The organism is Bacillota bacterium (assembly GCA_012727955.1).
Lineage (GTDB): Bacteria > Bacillota > Limnochordia > DTU087 > JAAYGB01 > JAAYGB01.
The window spans coordinates 79,399-100,790 of record JAAYGB010000047.1 but is presented as its reverse complement, the minus strand read 5'-3'; the positions used below and the strand labels follow the sequence as shown (position 1 = coordinate 100,790).

Sequence of the window (21,392 nt, the reverse complement as noted above, 5' to 3'; positions counted from 1 at the left end):
TTCCTTCCCGCCACTTCCTGCGCTGGGGGCAATTACTTGGAGCCGGCAGATTCTCCCTCTTTGCGAAGAATGGCGATGAGCAGTAACACCGCCGGGAGCACTATCTGCAGATAGGCCCCAGCGATGCTCAGCCACTCGGCCAGTTGATCCCCGTCCTCAAAGGTTGTTGGTATCGTAGCCAGCAGGTACACCAGCGGCAGCAGAGGAAAGACATAGACCTGATGACCTTGTGTCTTGGTCCAGTAGCTAAGGCCAGCCGCGGCCAGCCACAGGGTAAGGGCAATGGTAACAAAGGCCTGGGCAATCCAAGTAGCCATATAGACAGAACTTAGTCTCTCTAGGAACAGCAAGGGCAATTCCACCGACTGAATCGCCATCAATGCTGGAATTCTCAGGCTCACTAGAAGAGGGATATCGAAGATCAGCTGGGCTGAAACCGAAGTCATCCACAGGAAGCCGATCACGCTGACCAGGGCAAGACTGCCTGCCCGCCAGGATTTATCGGGACTGGTGAGAAAGGGAAAAAGCACAAAGAAGGCAGACAACTGCTCCACTTGCCCCAGCGCCAGTACGCCCCCCCTTGAGCACCTTCCCCACCCCTTGGGTGAGAACCGGCCAGAGTCGGCTGAAATCCGCCTCAACTAAGGTGAGCACGGTTAAGAAGACTTCGATAGGTATAGTAAGAAGCACGATAATAATCGCCGCTCGACAAAGGGGCTCAAGACCCATCCGCGCTAGGTAAGCCGTCGCCAGAAGCATTGCAATCAGGACCACTTCCCGGGGCGTCAGGAGGACTAAAGACATCAGTATGGAATCGGAAAACTCCCGCACCATTCTCGCCGCGCATAGAATCCAAAATAAAACCAAAGTTAAGGAAAGGATGTGTCCACCGATCTTCCCCACCAGGCGCGGAGCATACTCAAATACCGTTTCTCGGGGAAATCTCCTTCCTAACCAGCAGAAAACCGCCAGGGAGATCAGAGAAGTAACCAGCAATAGCGGTGGGAGCAGCCACAAATCCCTACCGAATTTGGCAGCCAGAACCCGAGGCAATTTGAGGACGCCTACCTCAATCATCCCCGCTGCCAAGAGAAAGGCTAGGCCCAGCCCCCCGATTCGATCCCGGTCTGCAAGCACTACCACCCCTCCTCCCCTGGGTCTGGAGATACCAAGACCCATGCACCTAACTGGAAATCAGGAGCCAGATTCCTAAGATCAATCCCCCAACAACGTAGGCAATACCCAACACCGTACTAATCTTCGCATCCTTGTGCTTCTGCTTCTTCTTGAGGTCGGTCCGATCCAGAAGTAGGATCGCCAGCCCGATGAACACCACAAAGCCCGCCAGGGGCAGATTGACGAACTCCACCGACCACTGATAAAGATCCTGAGCAATTCCCTTACCACCGGTTTGTGCCAAGAACACCGTTACCATCACCCTCCCTGAGCCTTACCCTGTCCCCGCACCGCTGCCACCAGTAACAGCAGAGGGGGCAGCAGCATCTGCAGATAGAACCCGACGATGGTGAGAAAGTCCGCAAACACAGCCTGGGCTTCCATTGTCAGCGGTAAGAAGGCGATGACGAAAATCACCGGGAGCAGGGGAAAAACATATACTTGGTGAGTGTCACTGCCGGTCCACAGCTTTAGACCCGTTGCCGCTAACCACAGGGTGAAGGCAATGGTGATAAAGGCCCGAGCAATCCAAGCGGCGATGAAAACGGAGCTCAGCCTTTCTAGAAACATCACCGGAAGCTCCACCGACTGAATGGCCGGCAGGATAGGAATTCGCAATTCGGCCAGGTGAGGTATGCTGAACACCGTCTGTGTGCCAGTCACCACCAGCCAATCAGCGACCAGCATGGTTCCTAGGGCTAGACTTCCCGCTGGTAAAGTTTTCCGGGGATGAGTAAGAAAGGGGACGAGGACAAATAGGGCACTGAGTTGTTCTGCGCTTCCTGAAGTCAAGAAGCCCTCCTTGAGCACCGGCCAAATTCCTTTGGTCAAGATGGGCCACAGGTTGCCGAAATTGGCATTGACCAAAATCACCAAGGACATTAGCACAATGAGGGGAGTAGTGAAAAGCACGATCACAAAGGCGCCTCGGGTCAAGGGCTCGAGCCCCATGCGGGCTAAATATGCCGCCGCCAACAAAAGGGTAGCACAGACAATCTCTGCGGGAGTAAATTCCACCAGGGATAGCCGCATCGTATCGGAGAAATCCCGGAGCATTCTTCCTACCAGAAGGAGCCAGTAGAGGTTCAGTACCAGGGCTAGTAATTGGGCAGGAATCCGGCCAATCAGGCGAGGACTGTATTCAAACACCGACTCCTCAGGAAACCTTCGGCCCAACCAATAAAAGAAGGCGAGGGAAATGAAGCAGGCCACCACAAGTACCGGAGGTACCAGCCAACTATCTCTTCCCACCGACGCGGCCAACTGACTGGGAAGTTTTAAGGTACCAGCCTCAACAAGCCCGGCTGCCAAGAGGAAGGCTAACCCCAAGCCACCAATACGATCGTTGTCTTCTACCATACCGGACTTGCCACCTCGCCTTACCTAATTCAAGCTACAATACTCCACTGGATAGGATAGTTACGACGGAATTCACCTCCACGTTGACGTGGGGGTAAATCTCTTCCCACTGGGATCGATACTTCGTCTCCCATAGGTGGTAGTTGGCCCGCTCCACCGCCCGCCCGAACTCACAGGCATCGACCTTAAACTCCTGAAGTTTATCAATCCCGGCCTTAACGCGACGGGAAACCTCTGCCGCCAAGGCCCTTTCCGCCCATTCCAACTGTTCCTTGCTCAAAGCCAAATAACCGGTCTCCTGGGTAATCCCGCCCCGCAAATCGACAAGGATCTGGAAGGAGACCTCCTCCTCGGTCACGATGGGCACAATCTTGGACTTGGCGTTGCGATAGTAGTAGGCCAACTCCTCGCTGGGATAGTCGGGAATGGGAACACCGATGGTACCCTGGCGAGCCAAGCCTTTGGCTAAACAGAAACCCTGGGTTTCCACTTCCCCGAGCCAACCGACTAACTTCCAGTCGCGAATTACCGCCGATCCACCCACTGTCGCATCATCTTTACCGGCAGTTACCCTACTGACCACCGCGTCGCCGGAGACCATCAGCTGATTGGTCAGCTCCAGCAAGTTAGAATCCACCCCAAAGGAATGGTTGGGAGCATTCTGCAGTAACTTGAACAGATACCGGGAGGTCAAGGGATCCATTTGTGGCTCAATGTCTAAAACTTTCTTAGCCTCACCTTTACTGATCATGAAACGCATCCTGGGGTTAATGCGAAGGTTGCGAAGGAAGTAGTCGATAATCGGTTTGATTCCATGACGGGCTACTTCCTCGCCGATAATCAGGACCCGCTGGTGACCGAAGAACAGGGGGCGATACACCCGCTCCGACAGTGCCGTCACCGCTCGCTGCATACTAGCGGCTACCACACTGGCCAACCGGCGGGGCTTTGAGCCTCCGCCGGCAGCGGTCCCACTTTGCCCGCTGCTCAAAGCCCTCAAATTTGGAAGTTCTACGGTGATCAGATATTCGACGGGAACCAAGGAGACGGTGCCCTCCCTTTCCCCGGGACTGACGGCAATATCCGGCGCATCAATATTGGGGTTAACCTTCTTCACCGGCGCCTCTTCGATATCCTTAGATTTTGTCTCCTTGGGAAAATCCACGGCAACCCCTAAAGCAAAGGCAAGTTCCTCGATCTCCGTTCGATCCCAACAACCGGACATGCTAAATAAACAGCTAAATACCAGCAACAGACCAACGGCTTTTCTTATACCTTTTAACCCCATTCACTTCCGCCTCGCTTGGTAGGATCATCCCTGACTTTATCCATGGTTGTGGTGTCCACTGGTCTTAGATAGCTGGCCCGACGCCGAAGGGTAAACAGGGGAAGCCGCACGATAGTATCCCGCAGAGCCGAGAGGCTCAAAGGTGCAAAGGGTGACATGTAGCTGACACCAAAGGTTTTCAGCCCCGATAGATGACTGAGAACCACCAGTAATCCCAACATGAAGCCGTACAACCCGAGGACGGTCGTACAGATCATCAGCCAGAACCGATTCAAGCGAGAGGCGATGGAGGCTCCATAGTTGGGAATGGCGAAGCTGGCGATAGCAGTGGTGGCCACCACTACCACCATCGCCGGACTAACTAGTCCCGCTCGAACCGCAGCCTCTCCTACCACCAAACCACCGACAATACCTACCGTCTGACCCATAGGCGCGGGAAGGCGAATTCCCGCCTCCCGTAATAGTTCAAGGGCTAACTCCATGATGAAGGCCTCCACAAAGGAAGGAAAGGGCACCCCTTGTCTCGCCGCACCTATGGTCAGGGCCAGCTCTGTGGGCAGCATTTCCGGATGGTAAGAGGTTAGAGCGATATAAAAGGACGGCAGCGTCAAGGAGATCAGGGTTGCCACGAACCGGAGAAAACGGACCGTTGAGGCCACCATCCACCGCTGGTAAATATCCTCAGGACTGTGCATGAGATTATTTAACGTAGAAGGAATCTCCAAAACCATGGGACTACCATCGGTCAGAAGCACCACCTTTCCCTGGGCAATGGCCGCCACTATCATGTCAGGACGCTCCGTGGCCTCGCACTGGGGAAAGGGGGACAGCCAGTTGTCCTCAATAAACTGCTCGATATACCCGCTTTCCAAGATGACGTCGATATCAATACCGTTGATCCGCTTAACTACCTCCTCGACAAGACCGGGATTAACCACCCCTTCTAGATACATCAAGGCAATCTTAGTCTTGCTGCGCCGCCCCACTTCCATCGTCTTCAACTTGAGGTCCGGCGTTTTAAGCCGCTTTCTAATCAGGCCGATGTTTGTCTCTATGCTCTCGGTGAAAGCCTTCCGGGAACCCCGAATAATGGTTTCCGCAGAGGGCTCGGTGACATTTCGGCTGGGAGGTTGGCGAACGTCCGCGGCAACGGCTTGGCTAATCCCATCGACGAGGATTACACACTTGCCAGTAAGTACTGCCATGGCTAGAGTTTCAAAATCTTTGACGTCGGCGAGATCGCCGATGGAAACTCCCATACCCTTGATGCGCGTTAAAGTGGCTCCAGGGGAATAGTAGGCGGTTTCCCCCAACTCGCGGCTGTCTTCCCCCAGGGGCCACAGGATACTCTGGGCGATTGACTTGGAGTCCACGATGGAAGCAACGTAACAGACAGCCACCCGAATCTGCCGCTCGCCAACAGTGGTTTTCCGGACGACAAGATCCGACCAATCACTGAATTCAGTCTTCACCCGTTGTAGGTTATCGTCGAGACGACGGGATAGGGGACCGGCTTCCGTCAGCTTCTCTCGGTAATGCCCAAAGAACTCCCTGATCTCCGGCTTCCGCTCCTCCTGAGCCGAGTCGGAGTCCCGGCGCTTTCCGGCCCTCCTCTGGGAGCCCGGTGGTTTCGGAGCCTGCTTGCCAAAACCGGGCCATCGCCAACTCACAATAACCACATCCTTCACCCATGGCACAATTCATTGTTACGTTGCTCCCTTTTGTTCCTGAATATGCAGGACAATCCCAAGCAAGGGAAAAATGAAACCCCTGCCAGTTAGCGGCAAGGGCTATGAATCAGTCCCATTAATGAAGGGTATAACCTTTTCGAGAATGGCCTTCTGATTGGGATAGTAGTGCCATTCGGGAGGCCGGGCCTCCCCCGGTAGGGTCATGAACTTCACCTGGGGCCGGACAGTGAGAAAGTACTCCCCCAAAATCACGATGTCCCGCAGCGACAGATCGGTCTTCACCGCTCCCACCCCCACCTTCAGCACTTCATAGTAGGCACTGGGCGACAGCGATAGCGCCTTTTGTCGAACGGCATCGAGCAATTGCTTCTGGCGCTGCATCCGTCCCAAATCCCCGAGGGGGTCTTTATAGCGATGACGAACAAATTGAAAGGCCTCCTTACCCGTTAAGTTGTGAACCCCCTTGGACAACCAGACGCTTCCCTTGGGGGTGACCAACTCCTCCATCACCTCAATTGTCACCCCACCCATGGCATCGATGATGGCCTGGAGACCTTCATAGGAGACCATAACAGTCTTATCAAAGCGATGGGGAACCAAACGAAATAACATCTCCTGCGCATACTTGTGGCCCCCTGCAAATAACGGCCAGTTAATCTTCTGCCAACCCAGTTCTGTCAGGACCAGGGAATCCCGAGGCACCTGAACCACTCGAACGGTATCTTGGCTGATGTCAACTTTGATCAACAAAATGGCATCGGCTCTGGCCCTTACATCCTTTAATTTTGTTTGGGCAAAGGGGAGTTTTCCCTCCCATTGGCCGGGATCGGGATCGATGCCATAGGCAACAATGTTCCATTCGGTGTGGCTTCCGGTAGCAGGCTGCAAATGCCTGGCCAAGGAGATGGAAAGCAGAATCAAGGTGACAAACAAAGCCACCCAGACCCACAGCCTCAACCGCCGCAAATTGATCACGCCAAATAGATAGGGCCGAAAGCAGCGCACACCTCTCTCACCTACCTCGGGTTCTAAGTGCTATCAAGTATATATACGCTGGGAATTAGCCCCTAATACCCTGGGAGGAAATTTCCCCCTGGAAGCTGCCCCGGCAAGGAGTTAGGGAATTAATGTCTAACTTGTATACAAGCAGGTCTTCAGCGGTGCAAAACCCGCATATTATCAATGGGGGCTGAGCGGGTGAAAGAGGGTGAGGAGCATTGAAGAAAGCCGGCACCGAAGGCACAACGGAGAATCGTTCCGACGCCATCTACCGAGAACTAAAGGAAGAAATTCTATTGGGGGTAATCCCTCCCAGCACTGTGTTAAGTCAAAACGATTTAGCCCGCCGCTATAACGTCAGTCGCTCGCCGGTCCGGGACGCACTGAAGCGCTTGGAGCAGGAACAGCTAATTCAGCTGGTTCCCAAGGTAGGCGCTCTGGTTAAGCCCGACGACTATACCGATGCCATTGAAGTAACAGAGATCCGCCGGGTCCTGGAGGGGTATGTGGCCAAGAAGCTGGCCCATCAGGCTACCTATGAAGATGTCAGCCGCCTGCGACAACACCTGGAGGAAGTGGGCAAGGCCGTTGAAACGGGAGACATCCGCAGGTTCTACGATTTGGAGCGGGAGTTCCATCGTAAACTGGTGGAGACCACCGGGAATAAGCGACTGGTGCACATGATATCTACTGCCGTTGACCCCCTTTGCAGCCGGGCTTATCTGAATTACGTCATGCACTCCCCGGAAGCCGCCAAAGTCATGCATCGGGAGCATCTCGATATCCTTCAAGCCATCGAAGACGGTGATGGCGACCGGGCGCAGGCGATCATGCGTAAACATATTGAGAGAATGCACGCTGCCATGATGCAAATGGCTGGATACCAGCACCAATTGAACACCGAAATCTACTAGGATTGTCAACCCAAAGCAAATTTCTTTGAATTTGAGGTGAAGAATATGAAAGCGCTGAGAAAGACTACTGCCGGGCCCGGTCTGGAACTGGTCGAAGTGCCAATTCCAGAAATTCGCGATGATCAAGTCCTGGTGAAAATTGAGGTCGCTTCTATCTGTGGGACCGACCTCCACATTTACAACTGGGATCAATGGTCCCAGAACCGCATCAAGCCCCCGGTAACCATCGGTCATGAATTTGCCGGACGAATCGTCCAGTTGGGAAGTAATGTCAAGGGGCTGGAGCTGGGGCAATTGGTGACCGCGGAGGGCCACTTCGTTTGCAACACCTGCTATTACTGTCGGACGGGACAGGGACACATCTGCGACGATGTCAAAATCCTTGGCGTTGATACCGATGGGATTTTCGCCGAGTACGCGGCCATCGACGCCAGCAACGTCTGGGTTTTACCGGAGGGCAGCGACCCGGCCATCGGAGCGATCCACGATCCCTTGGGCAATGCCTTCCACGCAGCTTCTCCCCACAAGTTGACGGGGCAGAACGTTTTGATAACAGGGTGCGGTCCCATTGGGCTCTTCACCGTCGCGGTGGCCAAACAAGCAGGCGCCAAGCAGATCTTTGCCACGGACATTAATCCCTATCGCCTGAACCTTGCCAAAGAGGCAGGTGCCGATTGGGTAATTAACCCCCTAGAGGACAACGTCGAAGAGTTTGTAAAGGACCACACTGGTCTCGGAGCCGATGCCTTGATTGAAATGTCGGGTTCTACGGCAGCTTTGGCCAGTGGAATTGCCGCCTTGCGCAAGGGTGCAACGGCTTCCCTGTTGGGCATCTTCTCCCGACCGGTGGAACTGAATCTTGACGAAATCATCTTTAACCAGATTACCATCACCGGAATCAACGGCCGGCGCATGTATGACACCTGGTATGATATGGAAGCAGCTTTGGCAGCGGGATTGGATGTCTCCAGCATCATCACCCACCGCTTTACCTTCGATGAAGTCGACAAGGCTATGGAGCTGATGAATTCCGGCGCCACCGGCAAAGTATTGCTGTACCCCGACGGTGACAAGCTGAAGGATGCCTAGGCTGATACCTCGAAACCAGGAGCTGACAGGGCCAACTGTGGCTAAGAATCACTAAGGATGGGAGAGAAGTACATGCTGAGTCAACCATTGTCCTTTATCAAGGATGAATTAGAGCGACTTCGGAGCGAAAATCTGTACAATACAATCCAGACTTTGGACAGTCCCCAAGGAGCATGGGTAACGGTAAATGGAACCAAAATGCTCAACTTTTGCTCCAATAACTACCTGGGGTTAGCGGCGGATCGCCGGCTGCGTATGGCCGCTAAGGAAGCCATCGACCGCTACGGCGTCGGTCCCGGTGCGGTGCGTAGTATCGCCGGTACCATGGAGCTCCACAAAGAGCTGGAGAGGGAGCTGGCCAAATTCAAGAAGGTTCCGGCAGTCCTGTCCTTCCAATCGGGCTTTGCCGCTAATCTAGCAGTAATCCCCGCCTTGGTCGGTAAGGGCGATACTATCTACAGTGATAGCCTCAACCACGCCAGTATCATCGATGGTTGTCGCCTCAGCCGGGCAACGATTAAGGTTTACGAGCACGCCGATATGGCCAGTCTCGAGGAAAGGCTGCAGGAACCCGTTGAGGGAAGACGGTTAATTATCACCGACGGCGTCTTCAGCATGGATGGCGACATTGCTCCCCTACCGGAGATCGTTGAACTGGCCAAGAAATATGGAGCCATCACCGTGGTAGACGATGCCCATGGGGAGGGTGTATTGGGTTCCAATGGTCGAGGTATCGTCGATCACTTCAATCTTCACGGGCAAGTTGATGTCGAAGTAGGAACCCTATCCAAGGCCATGGGAGTTGTCGGCGGCTTTGTAGCGGGATCGGAGGAATTGATCGAGTATCTGGCCCAGAAGGCTCGCCCCTTCCTCTTTAGCTCAGCAGTGACCCCCGCCGATGTCGCGGCCTGTGTCGCTGCCGTGAGAACCTTGTCGGAAAGCGACGAACTGGTGACAAAACTGTGGGATAACGGCCGTTACTTCAAGGCTGCTCTAGAGGATCTAGGATTCGATATCGGGCAGAGCCAGACTCCCATTACCCCTGTGATCCTGGGAGATGCCGGAGTCGCTCGGCAGTTCAGCCAAAAACTCGCGGAAAAACAGGTTTTTGCCCAAGCCATTGGCTTCCCCACCGTTCCCCGGGGCTTGGCCCGTATCCGAGTAATGGTCTCCGCGGCCCACAGCCGAGAGGACCTAGACTTTGGTATTCAGGCTTTCACTGAAGTTGGCAAAGAGTTAGGAGTTATTAAGTAGATTTCCTTTTGTTGCAGGAGGGCTTCGGCGGGAAATTCGCCGCTAGCCCTCCTGTTTCCATCTAAACCTGGTATAATGAGTTGTGTGGGTTCCGTGCCCAACTCCTAGTCACAGCTGATCATCAGGCTGGTTATTAGGAAGCTACCGTTCATCGCCATCGGCTCGATGGTGGTGGCGATCTCATTGGCTCATTCCATCTTGCCCCAGGGCGAAGGCCCTTGGGCGATCCTGCCACTTGAGTTCGCAAGCAAAGGAGTTCGAGAAATGTCTAACACAACTTGTGATGTTGCCATCATCGGCGCCGGTCCTGCGTCGATTTTTGCCGCGTACGAATTGATGACCAAGGCCCAAAAGCCGCTGAAGGTCATCGTCCTGGAAGAGGGTCGCTCCCTAAAAGAGCGTCGATGTCCCATCAGTACCCAACAGGTGGATCAGTGTATCAATTGTTCCAGCTGCAGCATTATGCGGGGCTTCGGCGGTGCCGGCGCCTTTTCCGACGGGAAGTATAATCTGACTACTGCCTTTGGTGGGTGGCTCAACGAATACCTTCCTGACTCGCAGGTGATGGATCTGATCAACTACGTTGACCAGATCAACGTCAACTTGGGAGCCCCCTCCAAAGTCTACAGCTCCAACAACACCGAACTGATCCGAAAGGCCCTGGCGGGAGACCTTCACTTGCTTCAGGGATCGGTTCGACATCTAGGTACCGAAAACAACTATGCTATTTTGCAAAGACTGTACGAACTACTGGAGGAAAGAATTGAATTTCGTTTCCAGACCAAGGTGACGGCCATCGAGCCGGAGACCGATAGGATCTCATTGCACACTGAAAGCGGGAAGAGGCAGGAAAAGGTATCCGCCAAGTTTGTGATCGCTGCTCCCGGTAGAGCGGGAGCTGAGTGGTTCTCCCAGCAGTGCAAAGAGCTGGGGCTCAAGCTCTTCAATAACCAAGTGGATATCGGAGTGCGGGTAGAACTGCCCGCGGAAATTTTCCAGCCCATCACCGACGAAGTCTATGAAGCCAAGTTGGTTTTTCGTACCAAGAAGTACCAGGATCCGGTGCGTACCTTCTGCATGAATCCCCACGGCTATGTGGTGGCAGAAAACACCGACGGAATCACTACGGTCAATGGACACAGTTACAGTGATCCTGCCCGACGCAGTGGGAACACCAACTTTGCTTTGTTGGTCAGCAATCGGTTCACGGAACCCTTTAATGAGCCCCATCAATACGGAAAGCGCATTGCCTCCTTCTCCAACATGTTAGGAGGCGGAGTCCTGGTTCAAAGGTTTGGCGATCTGATCAACGGGCGACGAACGACACAACATCGCCTCAGTCAGAGCTTCACTAAACCAACGTTAAATGCTACCCCCGGTGACTTGAGTCTGGCTTTGCCCAAGCGGCACCTCGACAATATTATCGAGATGATCTATGCCCTCGACACCGTAGCTCCGGGAACTGCCAATGCCGATACCCTCTTGTATGCGGTAGAGGTGAAATTCTACAGCGCCCGTATTGAGCTGGATAAACAGCTAGAAACCAAGGTGCCCAATCTCTTTGCCATTGGCGACGGTGCCGGTGTGACTCGAGGGTTATCCCAGGCCAGTGCCAGTGGTGTCTACGTGGCCCGAAACATTCTTGCCCGCATCGACTAAGTAAGGCATCTAACTAAAGACTAAAAACGAAGGCACAGCAGAAAGTGCATCCATTGCGTCAAAGCAATTGGAACCCTCTGCTGTGCCTTATTTTCTTTCCTCGCCTGTCTTCGGAGCCCCAGATTCCTCTGAGAACAGCTCATCGAGAGAACACTCCAGCACCTGGGCAATCCTTCTGGCCACCTGAATCGACGGGTTACGACTTCCCCGCTCAATGTGCGTGTAGGAGGCTCTGCGAATTCCGACTAAGGCAGCAACCTCAGCCTGGGTCAAACCCTTCTTAGCACGAGCTTGCTGAAGGGCCTTGCGCATTGTTATCACCACTTTGTGCCTTTGCGACACTATTATACCGCCAAACCACTATGGGGTCAACTTGTCAGCCGGAATATTGTGTCTATTAGTCACATTGCTGTGCGCGGACAACTTCCTTTGGTATAGTTTGAACAAAGGAGTGTGTCTCATGGCCACCATCGGTGACAGAATTCGTGATCTGCGCAAGACAAAAGGACTCACCCAACATGGATTGGCAACCCTGGTGGGAGTATCTCGGGCTACCGTTGCCTCATGGGAGATTGGTAGACGCACCCCAGACATTCAGGCCGTTAATGCCCTAGCTCGTATCTTTGGGACAACCACCGACTACCTGCTGGATCACCATGACCCTTCCCACGTCAAGGAGCCGACACCCCATCATCCCACCAACTATGGCGAAGCCGCCATCTTCGATCCCGGCCCTTTGCAGGGTCGCACCAAAGAGCTGTGGGATCTCCTTCTACCCTATTTTCTCGGTCAGAAGACCCTCAGCGCCGGGCAACTCAAGGCGATTGTGGCAATCCTATCAATCGATGAATAGAACCAATATTTCCCATAATTAGTGAAAAATCCACCTTTTTTGCAGGGAAAGTTTCCCAATGGGTGAATTTATCTACAGATGCCTAGATGTGAATGCGAAAATGACATAGGGAGGGAAATCATGCGCCAGGCTCTGCTCATCGAGGATAATGGACTGTTCCAATCGGCACTTCGACAGTTGCTCGAGTCCATGGGCTTTTCAACAGTATGCGCATTTTCTCGGTCTGAAGCCTTGCAGTACGCAGAAATACCCTTTGACATAATTATCTTTGATTACGTTGATCCCGGAGATGTGTCGCCTTACCAATTTATCCGGAGACTTCAATCCACTGAGGCCAATCAACACACACCCCTAATCGCAATGACCGGATATAGTGTTTTGAGCAAACCACTACCGGTATCAGCTGTTCTACATAAACCCTTTGATATTCGAGTGTTGGAAGGACACATTTGGCGTGCCATTCGCGGCGCCAAATCTAACGACCTGTTGGCCTAGAGGGCCGCTCTCGTTTCTTGCGCAGCGGTCGCCATATCTGCCAGACAAAGGGCTGCTTCCCCCCACAGAAGCAGCCCTAGAAGTCTTTTCCCCATAATTTGTGTGTAGATTCGTCGAGTCTATCCTGCCTCCGACACTTCTCTACTCAGAGAACTCGATCCTTCAAGAGGACCGCTTCGCCATCCTCACCTCCTTTGCGCAAGGACTGTCACCTCAAACTACGCTTCATCGCTATGTCTCAAGCATATCACCGAAATTTGAAGATCCCCTGAACTGTGGATGTTTTTGGCAAGGAGACTGCCCCTTGGGGAGTAATTGGGTATTGCGAAGAGATGAACCAGATTTTTGCCGTCATTGGTGCTGACAATTTGAAGGAGGATTAAGGTGAGCAATCCCGTATCAGTGTTACTCTGTGGTATCGGTGGATATGGTAATTTCTACGTTGATGCGCTGTTGCGGCAGGATAACATCGATGCTGTGCAGATTAAGGGAGTGGTAGATCCCAATCCCCAGGGATGCCAAAGGCTGACAGAGCTGGAAGCCAGGGAAATCCTGATTTATTCTGATCTAGCGGAGTTTTACCGCCACCAGCAAGTGGACCTAGCCGTGCTCTCTTCGCCGGTACAACTCCATGCCCAACAGATCCAGCTCTCTTTGCAGCATGGGACTAGTGTTCTCTGTGAGAAACCCCTGTGTTCAACGGTAGAGGATGGATTAGAGGTTATCGCGACCAGGGATCGGCTGGGGGGATTTGTCTCCATTGGTTATCAGTGGTCCCATAGTGAAGCCATTCAAAACCTCAAGGGGGACATCCAAGCTGGCGTCTTAGGCAAGCCAAAGCGCCTGAAGAGTATGGTTCTGTGGCCCAGAGATTTCGCCTACTACAACCGTAACAGCTGGGCAGGTAAGGTAGCGGACTCCGAAGGCCTTTTCATCTTAGACAGCGTTGCCCACAACGCTACTGCCCATTACATCCATAACATGTTCTACCTCCTAGGTTCCCGGCAAGATCGCAGTGCCTTCCCGCTCTGGATAGAAGCGGAAACCTATCGAGCCAACGCGATAGAAACCTACGACACCATTGCCCTGCGCTGTCTAGTTGAGCCAGACATTGAGGTTCTCTACTACGCAACCCATGCCTCGGCCAATGTGGTCAATCCACAATTTTGCTTTGAATTTGAAGATGCAGTGGTTGAGTATGCCCAAGACCGGGGTCCCAAGGCAGCTATTGTCGCCAAATTTGCCAATGGCAAGGAAAAAAACTATGGCGATCCCTTTGCCGATGACACCCGCAAACTCTGGCACGCCGTTGACGCGGTGAGAACCGGTGAGCCCATCCTCTGTGGACCGGAAGCCGCCTTGGCAGAAGTAGCTGTGATCACCGCAGTCCATCGGGCTAACCCGCAGGCAACTTCCTTCCCCGAGGAGCTGATTAGAACCCGAAGGGACGAGCAAGGCCAAGCTGTAGCTGTTTTTGTCTCGGATTTAGGGAAAGTCCTGGAGGAATGTTACAGGACATGGCGACTTCCCCATGAATATGGAGTTTCCTGGGCTAAAGTCGGGGAGAGATTTACCCTAAAGCCTCTATTGCCAAAAAATCTTATTACCAGCGACAGCTGAGGGGGTAAACAGAAAAAGAAAGCAAGATTCCTCGAATCAGCGGCAATACTAGCAGTGGCAAGTAGTATTGGGCTTGTTCCTACCAAGCAAGCCGATAGACTTGCAGAACAGAACTGGCCCTGCTAGTTAGACTAGTTATGCCGGTATTTTAGGAGGAATAGTAACATGCAGGAACAAGGTACCGTGAAGTGGTTTAACGCCGAGAAGGGATTTGGATTCATTGAGCGGGAAGGTGGCGGCGACGACGTCTTTGTCCACTTCTCCGCTATTACCGGCGAAGGCTTCAAGACCCTGGAAGAGGGACAAAGGGTAACCTTCACTGTCACCCAAGGCGCCAAAGGCCCCCAAGCATCCAATGTAACCGTCATCCACTAACTCGTTAGACTACTCACGGAGACCAAGCAAGCTAGGGCAAACACCCGAGGCTGACTGCCTCGGGTGTTTGCTGTCAATTCTTCCAAATCATATTACCCGGGCTAGTCAGTCAATCTACTTCTCAACAACTCCCGCTGCGCCTCCACCTGTGGCGTCAGAAGAAAGTCATCGGCCTTTACCCTTTCCATCCACTCTCCCAGGCTCCGGGCAAGTTCACTGCCGGTATGAACCTGGCCCACTCGGGAGTAGACCAACTTAGCTGCTGGAGCCAGACCAGCCCTATTGTTCCGGGAGCCTGCAGCATGGGTAAAAAGCGGAGTATTATCGGTACCGTACAACACCAAGTAGACATAGCGAGCATAAAGCTCCTTGACCTCCTTGATCCGCGGAGAATGGGGATACTTGGTGATGAATCGCTCCTGCTGTAAGGCTCTGGAAAGGATTTCGTCCCAACCAATGAGCAGGGCTGCATCCTTGGCAGCCGGTTGCGTAATTTCTCGGGCCATAATCCTGATATACTCGGCAATGTCATCGGTTACCAGCAAAGTATATTTCTCATAGCGGCTGTAATCGATGACTGGATAGAAGGTGCCCTCAGCGGTCTCTACCTTAAATCCCCCGGCATGGGTGGCCCAGAGCAGCTCCTTGAGTTCGCCCTCGGCGATCAAATCCATGTGATTGGGGTCCACACCTGCGACATAACTCTCGAAGAATACCGCACCGAGATCCTCTTGGGCATAGTATCGTGACTCCAAGGATGGCAAGTACCTTCGCTGAGCCTCTTCTAGCTGGAGGATTAGTTGTGACGCCTCGTTCTTAGACAGCCCAGTGACATGGCTGTTTACGTACTGCACCAACCGGCTGATCTCATCTAGGTCAGCGATGGGCGCTGCCGCCAGTGTCCTGGAAACCACCCCACGGGGCACCGCTACCCAGGCCCCGACCAAGAGGGCGATTATGACTAATGACATTAGCAAACGACTTCCCCGATTGATCACAGAAATACCTCCCTACGGCATTACTGTTCTTAGCATCTTGATCCTACCACCGAGGGATCCCACATCTCAACGGCAACAACTGGGAAACCTCTGGAATGCCTAGAAGGGATTCCCAGTGTAGATCGCCAATTACGTCGTCTAATAATAACCCTTGAGTATACTGACGATAGTCAAGGAGGGATTGTCTATGCCAATCATTCAGGTTGATGCAGGGCCAATGTCAAAGGAAACCAAGGCAGAACTCTGTGCTAAGCTAACTAAAACTGCGGCAGAAATCCTCAACATACCAGAGCAAGCCTTCACCGTTGTCCTCCGGGAAAACAGCGGAGACAACATCAGTGTAGGTGGCACTTTGCTCTCCGACAGAAAGTAGGATAGACTCCAAGATTGCTAAAAACCAGCGTGGGGCCAAATCGGCCCCGCTTTTCTTTCTAGACAATAAAAAAACCCCGTCTTCGACGGGGTTTTAATCGGGCTAAATCAGCTATATAGTCCAAAACCCCGCTATAAGCGGGGTTTTGAATGGTGCGCCCGACAGGACTCGAACCTGTGACCTCTTGATTCGTAGTCAAGCACTCTATCCAGCTGAGCTACGGGCGCAATAATGGCGGAGGAGGAGGGATTCGAACCCTCGCTAGAGCTCACGCCCTACTACAGGTTTAGCAAACCCGCCCCTTCAGCCAACTTGGGTACTCCTCCGACTAAAACATCTTTGTTATCGACGAAACTTAGTATAACACAGGGCTAATCACTCTGTCAACTATGATTTTCAAACTAGTTCGCCACAAGAACAGCGATATTAGCCAATCTCAGCACCCGCGGCTTGTAGTCCCGCAAGAAGTGCTGTCACTAATATATCAGTTCTTGCAAGGCAGTTCAAGAGGAATGAGCAGGATAGATTTCCAACATTATTCTGTTGGAATTATCACCTTTGGCTGCTCTAGCCGAGAGGAGCCAAAGGTTAGTTACAGATTCATCATTTAGCCTAAAGCCTCCTAATACGTACGGCAGGCCAATGGTATTTTGTGTTCTTTTCTACCCCCTGCCCCTTTCCAGGTAATATTTCCTATTTTCTGTCACTATTTCCCGGGAAATGTCCCGGTATTTCCCGGGAAATTACTCAAGACTCTGGGGAATTTCCCCTTGAAGTTCTTCCCCTACTTCCAAACATCAACAGTGTACCGAGTCTTGTTCTCGAGGAGAACCTCCAGGCGGAAGGAAATGGGCCCTTGCCTCTCAGCACGAGGGGCAGTCCCAGGCATACGCTGATCCTGTAACTGCCACTACAGTATCTACCTAAGAGAGGGGAAATGCTCTGTGCTTAAGATCGGAACTACCTACTGGAAATACTGGAAGGCCGAGGGAAGAAGTACTCCCCTTCGTCCCATCGCCGGTCCCGCTCAAGCATCTCAATCATCATCGGAGAAGTATCGCTGGAATCGGCTCCTGCCCTTTGGCAATGAGTTCCGCTATTACAAGATACAGGAAAGATAAGCAAAAAACAGCCCCTCATCGGGATCAACTCCCAGTGAGCGGCTGTTTTTGATTTTCAATCCTCGCAGTATGTTTGCTTGCTGCTCAAGCTAACTTGCCCAGCAAGCTACTCGCGAAGCAAGTTACTTACGAAGTAAGTTACTTACGAAGTAAGTTTTGGAGAAATACGACGGCTTCTCGGATGTCCTTTTCTGGATCCTCTCCCACTTCACGCTCGATGGTCAAGAACCCGTTATATCCAATTTCCTCTAGAGCCTTGAGGTATGCCGGCCAGTCTACCTGTCCCTGACCCAAGGGGGTCTCTAGGAAATAGTCAGAGAGCCGCATGTCTTCAATGCCACCCTCGGCGAAGTAGTCATAGATCACCTTCGGATCCGTCTTCTGCCTCATAATGCCATCCTTGGCATGGGTGTGAACGATGTAGTCTCCCAGAGTTCTAACTCCCTCAACGGGATCGTCACCGGTAACCATCACCAGGTTAGCTGGGTCATAGTTCACCCTGACACCCTTGGTGTCCAGCTCATCCAAGAAACCCTTCAAGACCTTCGCCGTCTCCGGTCCGGTTTCGATGGCAAAGCAGGCCCCAACACTTTCCGCGTAGGCACCCAGCTCATTACAGGCGTCCCGCATCACTTTCCGCACATCGGTCTCGGCCTCGGGAATAACCCCGATATGGGTGGTGATAACATTGGACTCTAGATCCTTGGCCAAGTCGACGATCTTCTTGGATTTTTCAATCTTTGCCGGATTATCTTCAGCAACAGCAAAACCGTGTCCACCCAGGTCTCCACAAACAGCGGCGACCACCAATCCTTGGTCCTTGATGAATTGCAGTAGGTCCTGCCGAGCAGCTGCATCGAGATTATCGGGATCCATCTCGCCGGCCACAGCGTACAGCTGCAACCCGGCAGCCCCCACCTCAGCGGATTTCTTGATTCCCTCTCTTATGGGAAGCCTAAAGGAATCGGCCATTACCCCAATTTTAAACACTTGTCACCCTCCTCTTACGATCCTACTACCACAATTATACACTTTTGAATGAATCCCTGTTAGATAACCAGTTCTATACTGCCCATCTTTTCCAAATTAGACCACTGTTTACGGTGAATAAATAAGGTCCTCAAATTATGAGAATAACCCTAGAGCCAAACCATTGCAGGATAATAGGGAGGCAGATGTTCATGAAAAAGAGATTCTGGGGTCTGTTAGTCCTGGTACTGCTTGCCATGGCAGTGATCAGCCACTATGACCTCATTCCCAGCAACAAGGAAGCACAGGCCCAATCACGTCCTATTTTGTACTGGGGCACCAGTGGGGCCAATGTCCGGTTGGTACAATCTAGACTCCAGCAATGGGGCTACTATAAGGGAGCCGTTGATGGCATCTTCGGCACCGCTACATCGCAAGCTGTGAAACAATTCCAAGCCAGAAATGGCCTTACCGCTGACGGGATCGTCGGTCCGGCCACCTGGAGGGCTCTGGGCTTCAACCCAGGGACAGGAGGAGGTAGCGGAACAGTTTCTGCCCAAGCTCAGGGACGTCCTACCCTGTATTGGGGCTCCCGAGGGGCCAACGTACGATTGGTACAGTGGAAACTGCAGGAATGGGGTTATTACCGAGGTGCCATCGATGGCATTTTCGGTAACGCTACAGCCCAGGCAGTCCGGCAATTCCAGGCGAGAAACGGACTACGGGTGGATGGTCTGGTGGGGCCGGCCACTTGGAGAGCTTTGGGTTTGGGCACTGGGCAAACTACCACCCCAAGGACACAACAGGTTACATATAGAGCGCCGGTATCAACGAATAACGACCTCAATCTGTTAGCTCGAGTGATCGCGGCAGAGGCTGAAGGAGAACCCTACAAGGGACAAGCTGCCGTCGGGGCCGTAATTATGAATCGGGTGCGAAGTCCTCAGTTTCCCAACTCCTTAAGCGGAGTGATTTACCAACCCCATGCCTTCGAATCCGTAACCAATGGGCTAATTTGGCGTCGGACACCGGATCAGACGGCTATCAGTGCCGCCAGGGATGCTCTGAATGGATATGATCCCACCTACGGATGTCTCTTCTTCTGGAATCCCAGTAAGCCCATCAGTAGTAAGTGGATTTGGTCCCGACCGATTGTCACACAAATTGGCAGTCACGTCTTTGCCCGATAAGTCAGATCCCAGACTCTAACTGCCGCAAATGGTCCCCGCAATTAGGGTAAGGAGGGTATGTTCGTGAGCAGAAAGATGCTCCTGTCTATTATTGCAGCAGTTCTCTTTTTCGGAGTTATCGGCTATTCCCTCTTGTTGACAAAGGACAAGATAGGGGGTCCGGCAGAGGCCCAGAGTGTCTCCGCCAATGAGGCGGATCTGTTGGCCCGCCTAATAGCCGCAGAAGCCCAAGGTGAGCCCTACGAAGGCCAAGTTGCCGTTGGTGCAGTGATTTTGAACCGGGTCAAGGATCCCCAGTTTCCCAACTCCCTCAGCGGAGTTATGCACCAGCCCCATGCCTTCGAGTCCGTGACCAACGGACTGGTCTGGCAACGGTCTCCCGACGACAGCGCGATTAGAGCCGCCAGGGATGCCATGAACGGCTGGGACCCCACCCAGGGATGTCTCTTCTTTTGGAATCCCAGTAAACCCATCAGCAGCAAATGGATCTGGTCCCGCACCGTAGTCCGTCGTATAGGAAGCCACGTTTTCGCCAGATAGGGCTGGAAAGGAGTCAATCAACGTGAAAAACTGGACTATACCGGTAGTAGCCCTACTCGCGCTGGGACTCATCGCAGCGGGGTACTATGGCTACAACGAAAGAAATGTCCGAGAACAACTGCAGGTTACTGTCGCCAATGGGTACAGGCACTCCTTCTCTGCACTCTTGGAGAACATGGAAAATGTCCAAGTCAAACTGGCCAAAGCCCTGGTCTCCAATACATTGGAGCAAAACCTAGTTAACCTCTCCGATGTGTGGCGCCATGCCGCCGAGGCACAGGCTAACCTCGGACGATTACCCTTGGCCCAGGGGACGATGATGCGCACCGAAAAGTTTCTCAGCCAAGCCGGCGACTATGCCTTCAGCCTCTTGCGCAAAAACAGCATGGGCCAGACTCTAACTGAAGAGGAGCAACAAACGCTGGCACGGCTGCGCAAGGAAGCCGATGAACTGGGCCGATCCCTGCAGGGAATTCAGGCCGACGTCAACAGCGGCAAACTCAGCTGGGTAGAGCTTCACCGCACTGCCAATCCTCGCCTCCGGGAAAAATCGAAGGAAATACAGACCACCGGATTTGAGGACATTGAAAAGCAGATGGACGAATACCCAACCCTGATTTACGACGGACCCTTCTCCGATCATCTGACCGATAGGGAGCCTAGGGGCCTGACGGGCGCAGAGATTGACGAAGACCAGGCTAAGCGAAAGGCCTTGGATTTCATCCCCGAAAACGATGCCCTATCCAATCCCGTAGCGGTCAGGACCGGAGAGATTCGGGGTCGCATTCCTGGTTGGAGCATCGAGGTGCGCAACGAAGACGATAACAATAACGACGGACCTAATTTCACCTTTGATATCTCCCGTAAGGGCGGTCACGTCATTAGTATGCTGCGATACCGCCGGGTTGGGCCAGCAAAGATCTCCCTGGAGCAGGCGGTGGAACGGGCCACGGAGTTCCTCCAGTCCCGAGGTTATACCGACATGGTCCCGACCTACATCCACCATCCCGATGGGGTGGCCATTATCCCCTTTGCCCGGAAGAGTGGAGACGTGATCATCTACCCTGACATGATTAAGATCAAGGTAGCCCTGGATAACGGTGAAATCCTTGGTTTTGAGGGCCTACAGTATCTGATGAACCATCACCAACGGGATATCCAGGAGCCCAAGATCACCGAAGAGGACGCCCGAAAGGTGGTCACTCCCAGCGTTGAGATCCTAGATACCAACTTGGCCATTATCCCGCAGGTAACGGGACAGGAGGCCTTCTGCTGGGAATTCAAGACACAAACCCAAGAGGGCGAACCCTACATTTTCTACGTCGACGCTATCACTGGAGATGTCAGAGATATCCTGCTGATCATCGACAGCGAGGATGGTCAATTGACCATGTAACTTCAACTCACAACCAACTTACCCCATCCCTGG

General features: G+C 52.9%; 23 protein-coding genes and 2 tRNA genes. 13 read left to right on the top strand and 12 right to left on the bottom strand.

The features are described 5' to 3' along the window. Window positions 1-32 precede the first annotated feature (32 nt). The 7 genes from GX030_08655 to GX030_08625 all read right to left on the bottom strand — a co-directional run bounded on the left by GX030_08655 (window position 33) and on the right by GX030_08625 (window position 6,519). A complete protein-coding gene (locus GX030_08655; GenBank protein NLV92444.1) occupies window positions 33-554 on the bottom strand; it encodes a GerAB/ArcD/ProY family transporter in 522 nt (173 codons plus the stop codon). Next, complete coding sequence (locus tag GX030_08650; protein NLV92443.1) at window positions 499-1,137, bottom strand: GerAB/ArcD/ProY family transporter; 639 nt, start codon at window positions 1,135-1,137, stop codon at window positions 499-501. The genes GX030_08655 and GX030_08650 overlap by 56 nt, the downstream gene beginning before the upstream one ends. Window positions 1,138-1,183: 46 nt before the next feature. Continuing rightward, a complete protein-coding gene (locus tag GX030_08645) occupies window positions 1,184-1,438 on the bottom strand; it encodes a hypothetical protein (GenBank protein ID NLV92442.1) in 255 nt (84 codons plus the stop codon). Then, window positions 1,435-2,535, bottom strand: a complete 1,101-nt coding sequence (locus GX030_08640; GenBank protein NLV92441.1) for an endospore germination permease — start codon at window positions 2,533-2,535, stop codon at window positions 1,435-1,437. Before GX030_08640 ends, GX030_08645 begins: the two co-directional genes overlap by 4 nt. Window positions 2,536-2,569: 34 nt before the next feature. Then, window positions 2,570-3,823, bottom strand: a complete 1,254-nt coding sequence (locus tag GX030_08635; protein ID NLV92440.1) for a Ger(x)C family spore germination protein — start codon at window positions 3,821-3,823, stop codon at window positions 2,570-2,572. After that, window positions 3,814-5,493, bottom strand: coding sequence for a spore germination protein (locus GX030_08630; protein NLV92439.1), 1,680 nt, complete (start codon window positions 5,491-5,493; stop codon window positions 3,814-3,816). The genes GX030_08635 and GX030_08630 overlap by 10 nt, the downstream gene beginning before the upstream one ends. Before the next feature lie 120 nt (window positions 5,494-5,613). Beyond that, window positions 5,614-6,519: an LCP family protein gene (locus GX030_08625; protein NLV92438.1), complete on the bottom strand. Its 906-nt coding sequence runs from the start codon at window positions 6,517-6,519 to the stop codon at window positions 5,614-5,616. Between the two features lie 212 nt (window positions 6,520-6,731). On the opposite strand from GX030_08625, the gene GX030_08620 reads away from it, so the two are divergent. The 4 genes from GX030_08620 to GX030_08605 all read left to right on the top strand — a co-directional run bounded on the left by GX030_08620 (window position 6,732) and on the right by GX030_08605 (window position 11,429). Then, a complete protein-coding gene (locus tag GX030_08620) occupies window positions 6,732-7,427 on the top strand; it encodes a GntR family transcriptional regulator (protein NLV92437.1) in 696 nt (231 codons plus the stop codon). Window positions 7,428-7,472: 45 nt separating this feature from the next. Continuing rightward, window positions 7,473-8,516 (top strand): L-threonine 3-dehydrogenase, encoded by a 1,044-nt coding sequence (tdh, locus tag GX030_08615; GenBank protein NLV92436.1) that lies wholly within the window; start codon window positions 7,473-7,475, stop codon window positions 8,514-8,516. A gap of 72 nt (window positions 8,517-8,588) precedes the next feature. Next, window positions 8,589-9,770, top strand: a complete 1,182-nt coding sequence (locus GX030_08610) for a glycine C-acetyltransferase (protein NLV92435.1) — start codon at window positions 8,589-8,591, stop codon at window positions 9,768-9,770. Window positions 9,771-10,034: 264 nt separating this feature from the next. Further along, window positions 10,035-11,429: an NAD(P)/FAD-dependent oxidoreductase gene (locus GX030_08605; protein ID NLV92434.1), complete on the top strand. Its 1,395-nt coding sequence runs from the start codon at window positions 10,035-10,037 to the stop codon at window positions 11,427-11,429. Window positions 11,430-11,516: 87 nt separating this feature from the next. Here the strand turns inward: GX030_08605 and GX030_08600 are convergent, their stop codons facing one another. After that, on the bottom strand, window positions 11,517-11,741 hold the full coding sequence (locus GX030_08600) for a helix-turn-helix transcriptional regulator (GenBank protein NLV92433.1): 225 nt from the start codon (window positions 11,739-11,741) through the stop codon (window positions 11,517-11,519). Between the two features lie 148 nt (window positions 11,742-11,889). Between GX030_08600 and GX030_08595 the strand changes: the two genes are divergently transcribed. The 4 genes from GX030_08595 to GX030_08580 all read left to right on the top strand — a co-directional run bounded on the left by GX030_08595 (window position 11,890) and on the right by GX030_08580 (window position 14,772). Beyond that, the gene (locus tag GX030_08595; protein NLV92432.1) at window positions 11,890-12,282 is read left to right on the top strand and encodes a helix-turn-helix transcriptional regulator; all 393 of its coding nucleotides are present in this window, start codon (window positions 11,890-11,892) and stop codon (window positions 12,280-12,282) included. 120 nt (window positions 12,283-12,402) lie between these two features. Continuing rightward, the gene (locus GX030_08590; GenBank protein NLV92431.1) at window positions 12,403-12,777 is read left to right on the top strand and encodes a response regulator; all 375 of its coding nucleotides are present in this window, start codon (window positions 12,403-12,405) and stop codon (window positions 12,775-12,777) included. Window positions 12,778-13,161: 384 nt separating this feature from the next. Further along, a complete protein-coding gene (locus tag GX030_08585) occupies window positions 13,162-14,397 on the top strand; it encodes a Gfo/Idh/MocA family oxidoreductase (protein ID NLV92430.1) in 1,236 nt (411 codons plus the stop codon). Window positions 14,398-14,562: 165 nt separating this feature from the next. After that, entirely contained in the window at window positions 14,563-14,772 is a 210-nt protein-coding gene (locus tag GX030_08580) for a cold-shock protein (GenBank protein ID NLV92429.1), read from the top strand. Between the two features lie 101 nt (window positions 14,773-14,873). Here GX030_08580 and GX030_08575 read toward each other — a convergent pair whose 3' ends face one another. After that, window positions 14,874-15,743, bottom strand: a complete 870-nt coding sequence (locus GX030_08575; GenBank protein NLV92428.1) for a hypothetical protein — start codon at window positions 15,741-15,743, stop codon at window positions 14,874-14,876. A 214-nt stretch (window positions 15,744-15,957) separates the two neighbouring features. On the opposite strand from GX030_08575, the gene GX030_08570 reads away from it, so the two are divergent. After that, on the top strand, window positions 15,958-16,143 hold the full coding sequence (locus GX030_08570) for a 4-oxalocrotonate tautomerase (protein ID NLV92427.1): 186 nt from the start codon (window positions 15,958-15,960) through the stop codon (window positions 16,141-16,143). A 150-nt stretch (window positions 16,144-16,293) separates the two neighbouring features. Here GX030_08570 and GX030_08565 read toward each other — a convergent pair. Both GX030_08565 and GX030_08560 read right to left on the bottom strand, forming a co-directional pair. Further along, window positions 16,294-16,370, bottom strand: a tRNA-Arg gene (locus GX030_08565). Window positions 16,371-16,375: 5 nt separating this feature from the next. Then, window positions 16,376-16,469, bottom strand: a tRNA-Ser gene (locus GX030_08560). 618 nt (window positions 16,470-17,087) lie between these two features. On the opposite strand from GX030_08560, the gene GX030_08555 reads away from it, so the two are divergent. Then, window positions 17,088-17,264: a hypothetical protein gene (locus GX030_08555; protein NLV92426.1), complete on the top strand. Its 177-nt coding sequence runs from the start codon at window positions 17,088-17,090 to the stop codon at window positions 17,262-17,264. Between the two features lie 138 nt (window positions 17,265-17,402). On the opposite strand, the gene GX030_08550 is transcribed toward GX030_08555, so the two are convergent. Next, window positions 17,403-18,236: a sugar phosphate isomerase/epimerase gene (locus GX030_08550; GenBank protein ID NLV92425.1), complete on the bottom strand. Its 834-nt coding sequence runs from the start codon at window positions 18,234-18,236 to the stop codon at window positions 17,403-17,405. A gap of 506 nt (window positions 18,237-18,742) precedes the next feature. Between GX030_08550 and sleB the strand changes: the two genes are divergently transcribed. The 3 genes from sleB to ypeB are packed head-to-tail and all read left to right on the top strand — an operon-like array spanning window position 18,743 to window position 21,359. Further along, the gene (gene sleB / locus GX030_08545) at window positions 18,743-19,423 is read left to right on the top strand and encodes a spore cortex-lytic enzyme (protein ID NLV92424.1); all 681 of its coding nucleotides are present in this window, start codon (window positions 18,743-18,745) and stop codon (window positions 19,421-19,423) included. 57 nt (window positions 19,424-19,480) lie between these two features. Then, window positions 19,481-19,963 (top strand): spore cortex-lytic protein, encoded by a 483-nt coding sequence (locus GX030_08540; GenBank protein ID NLV92423.1) that lies wholly within the window; start codon window positions 19,481-19,483, stop codon window positions 19,961-19,963. 22 nt (window positions 19,964-19,985) lie between these two features. Beyond that, a complete protein-coding gene (gene ypeB / locus GX030_08535; GenBank protein ID NLV92422.1) occupies window positions 19,986-21,359 on the top strand; it encodes a germination protein YpeB in 1,374 nt (457 codons plus the stop codon). Window positions 21,360-21,392 lie beyond the last annotated feature (33 nt).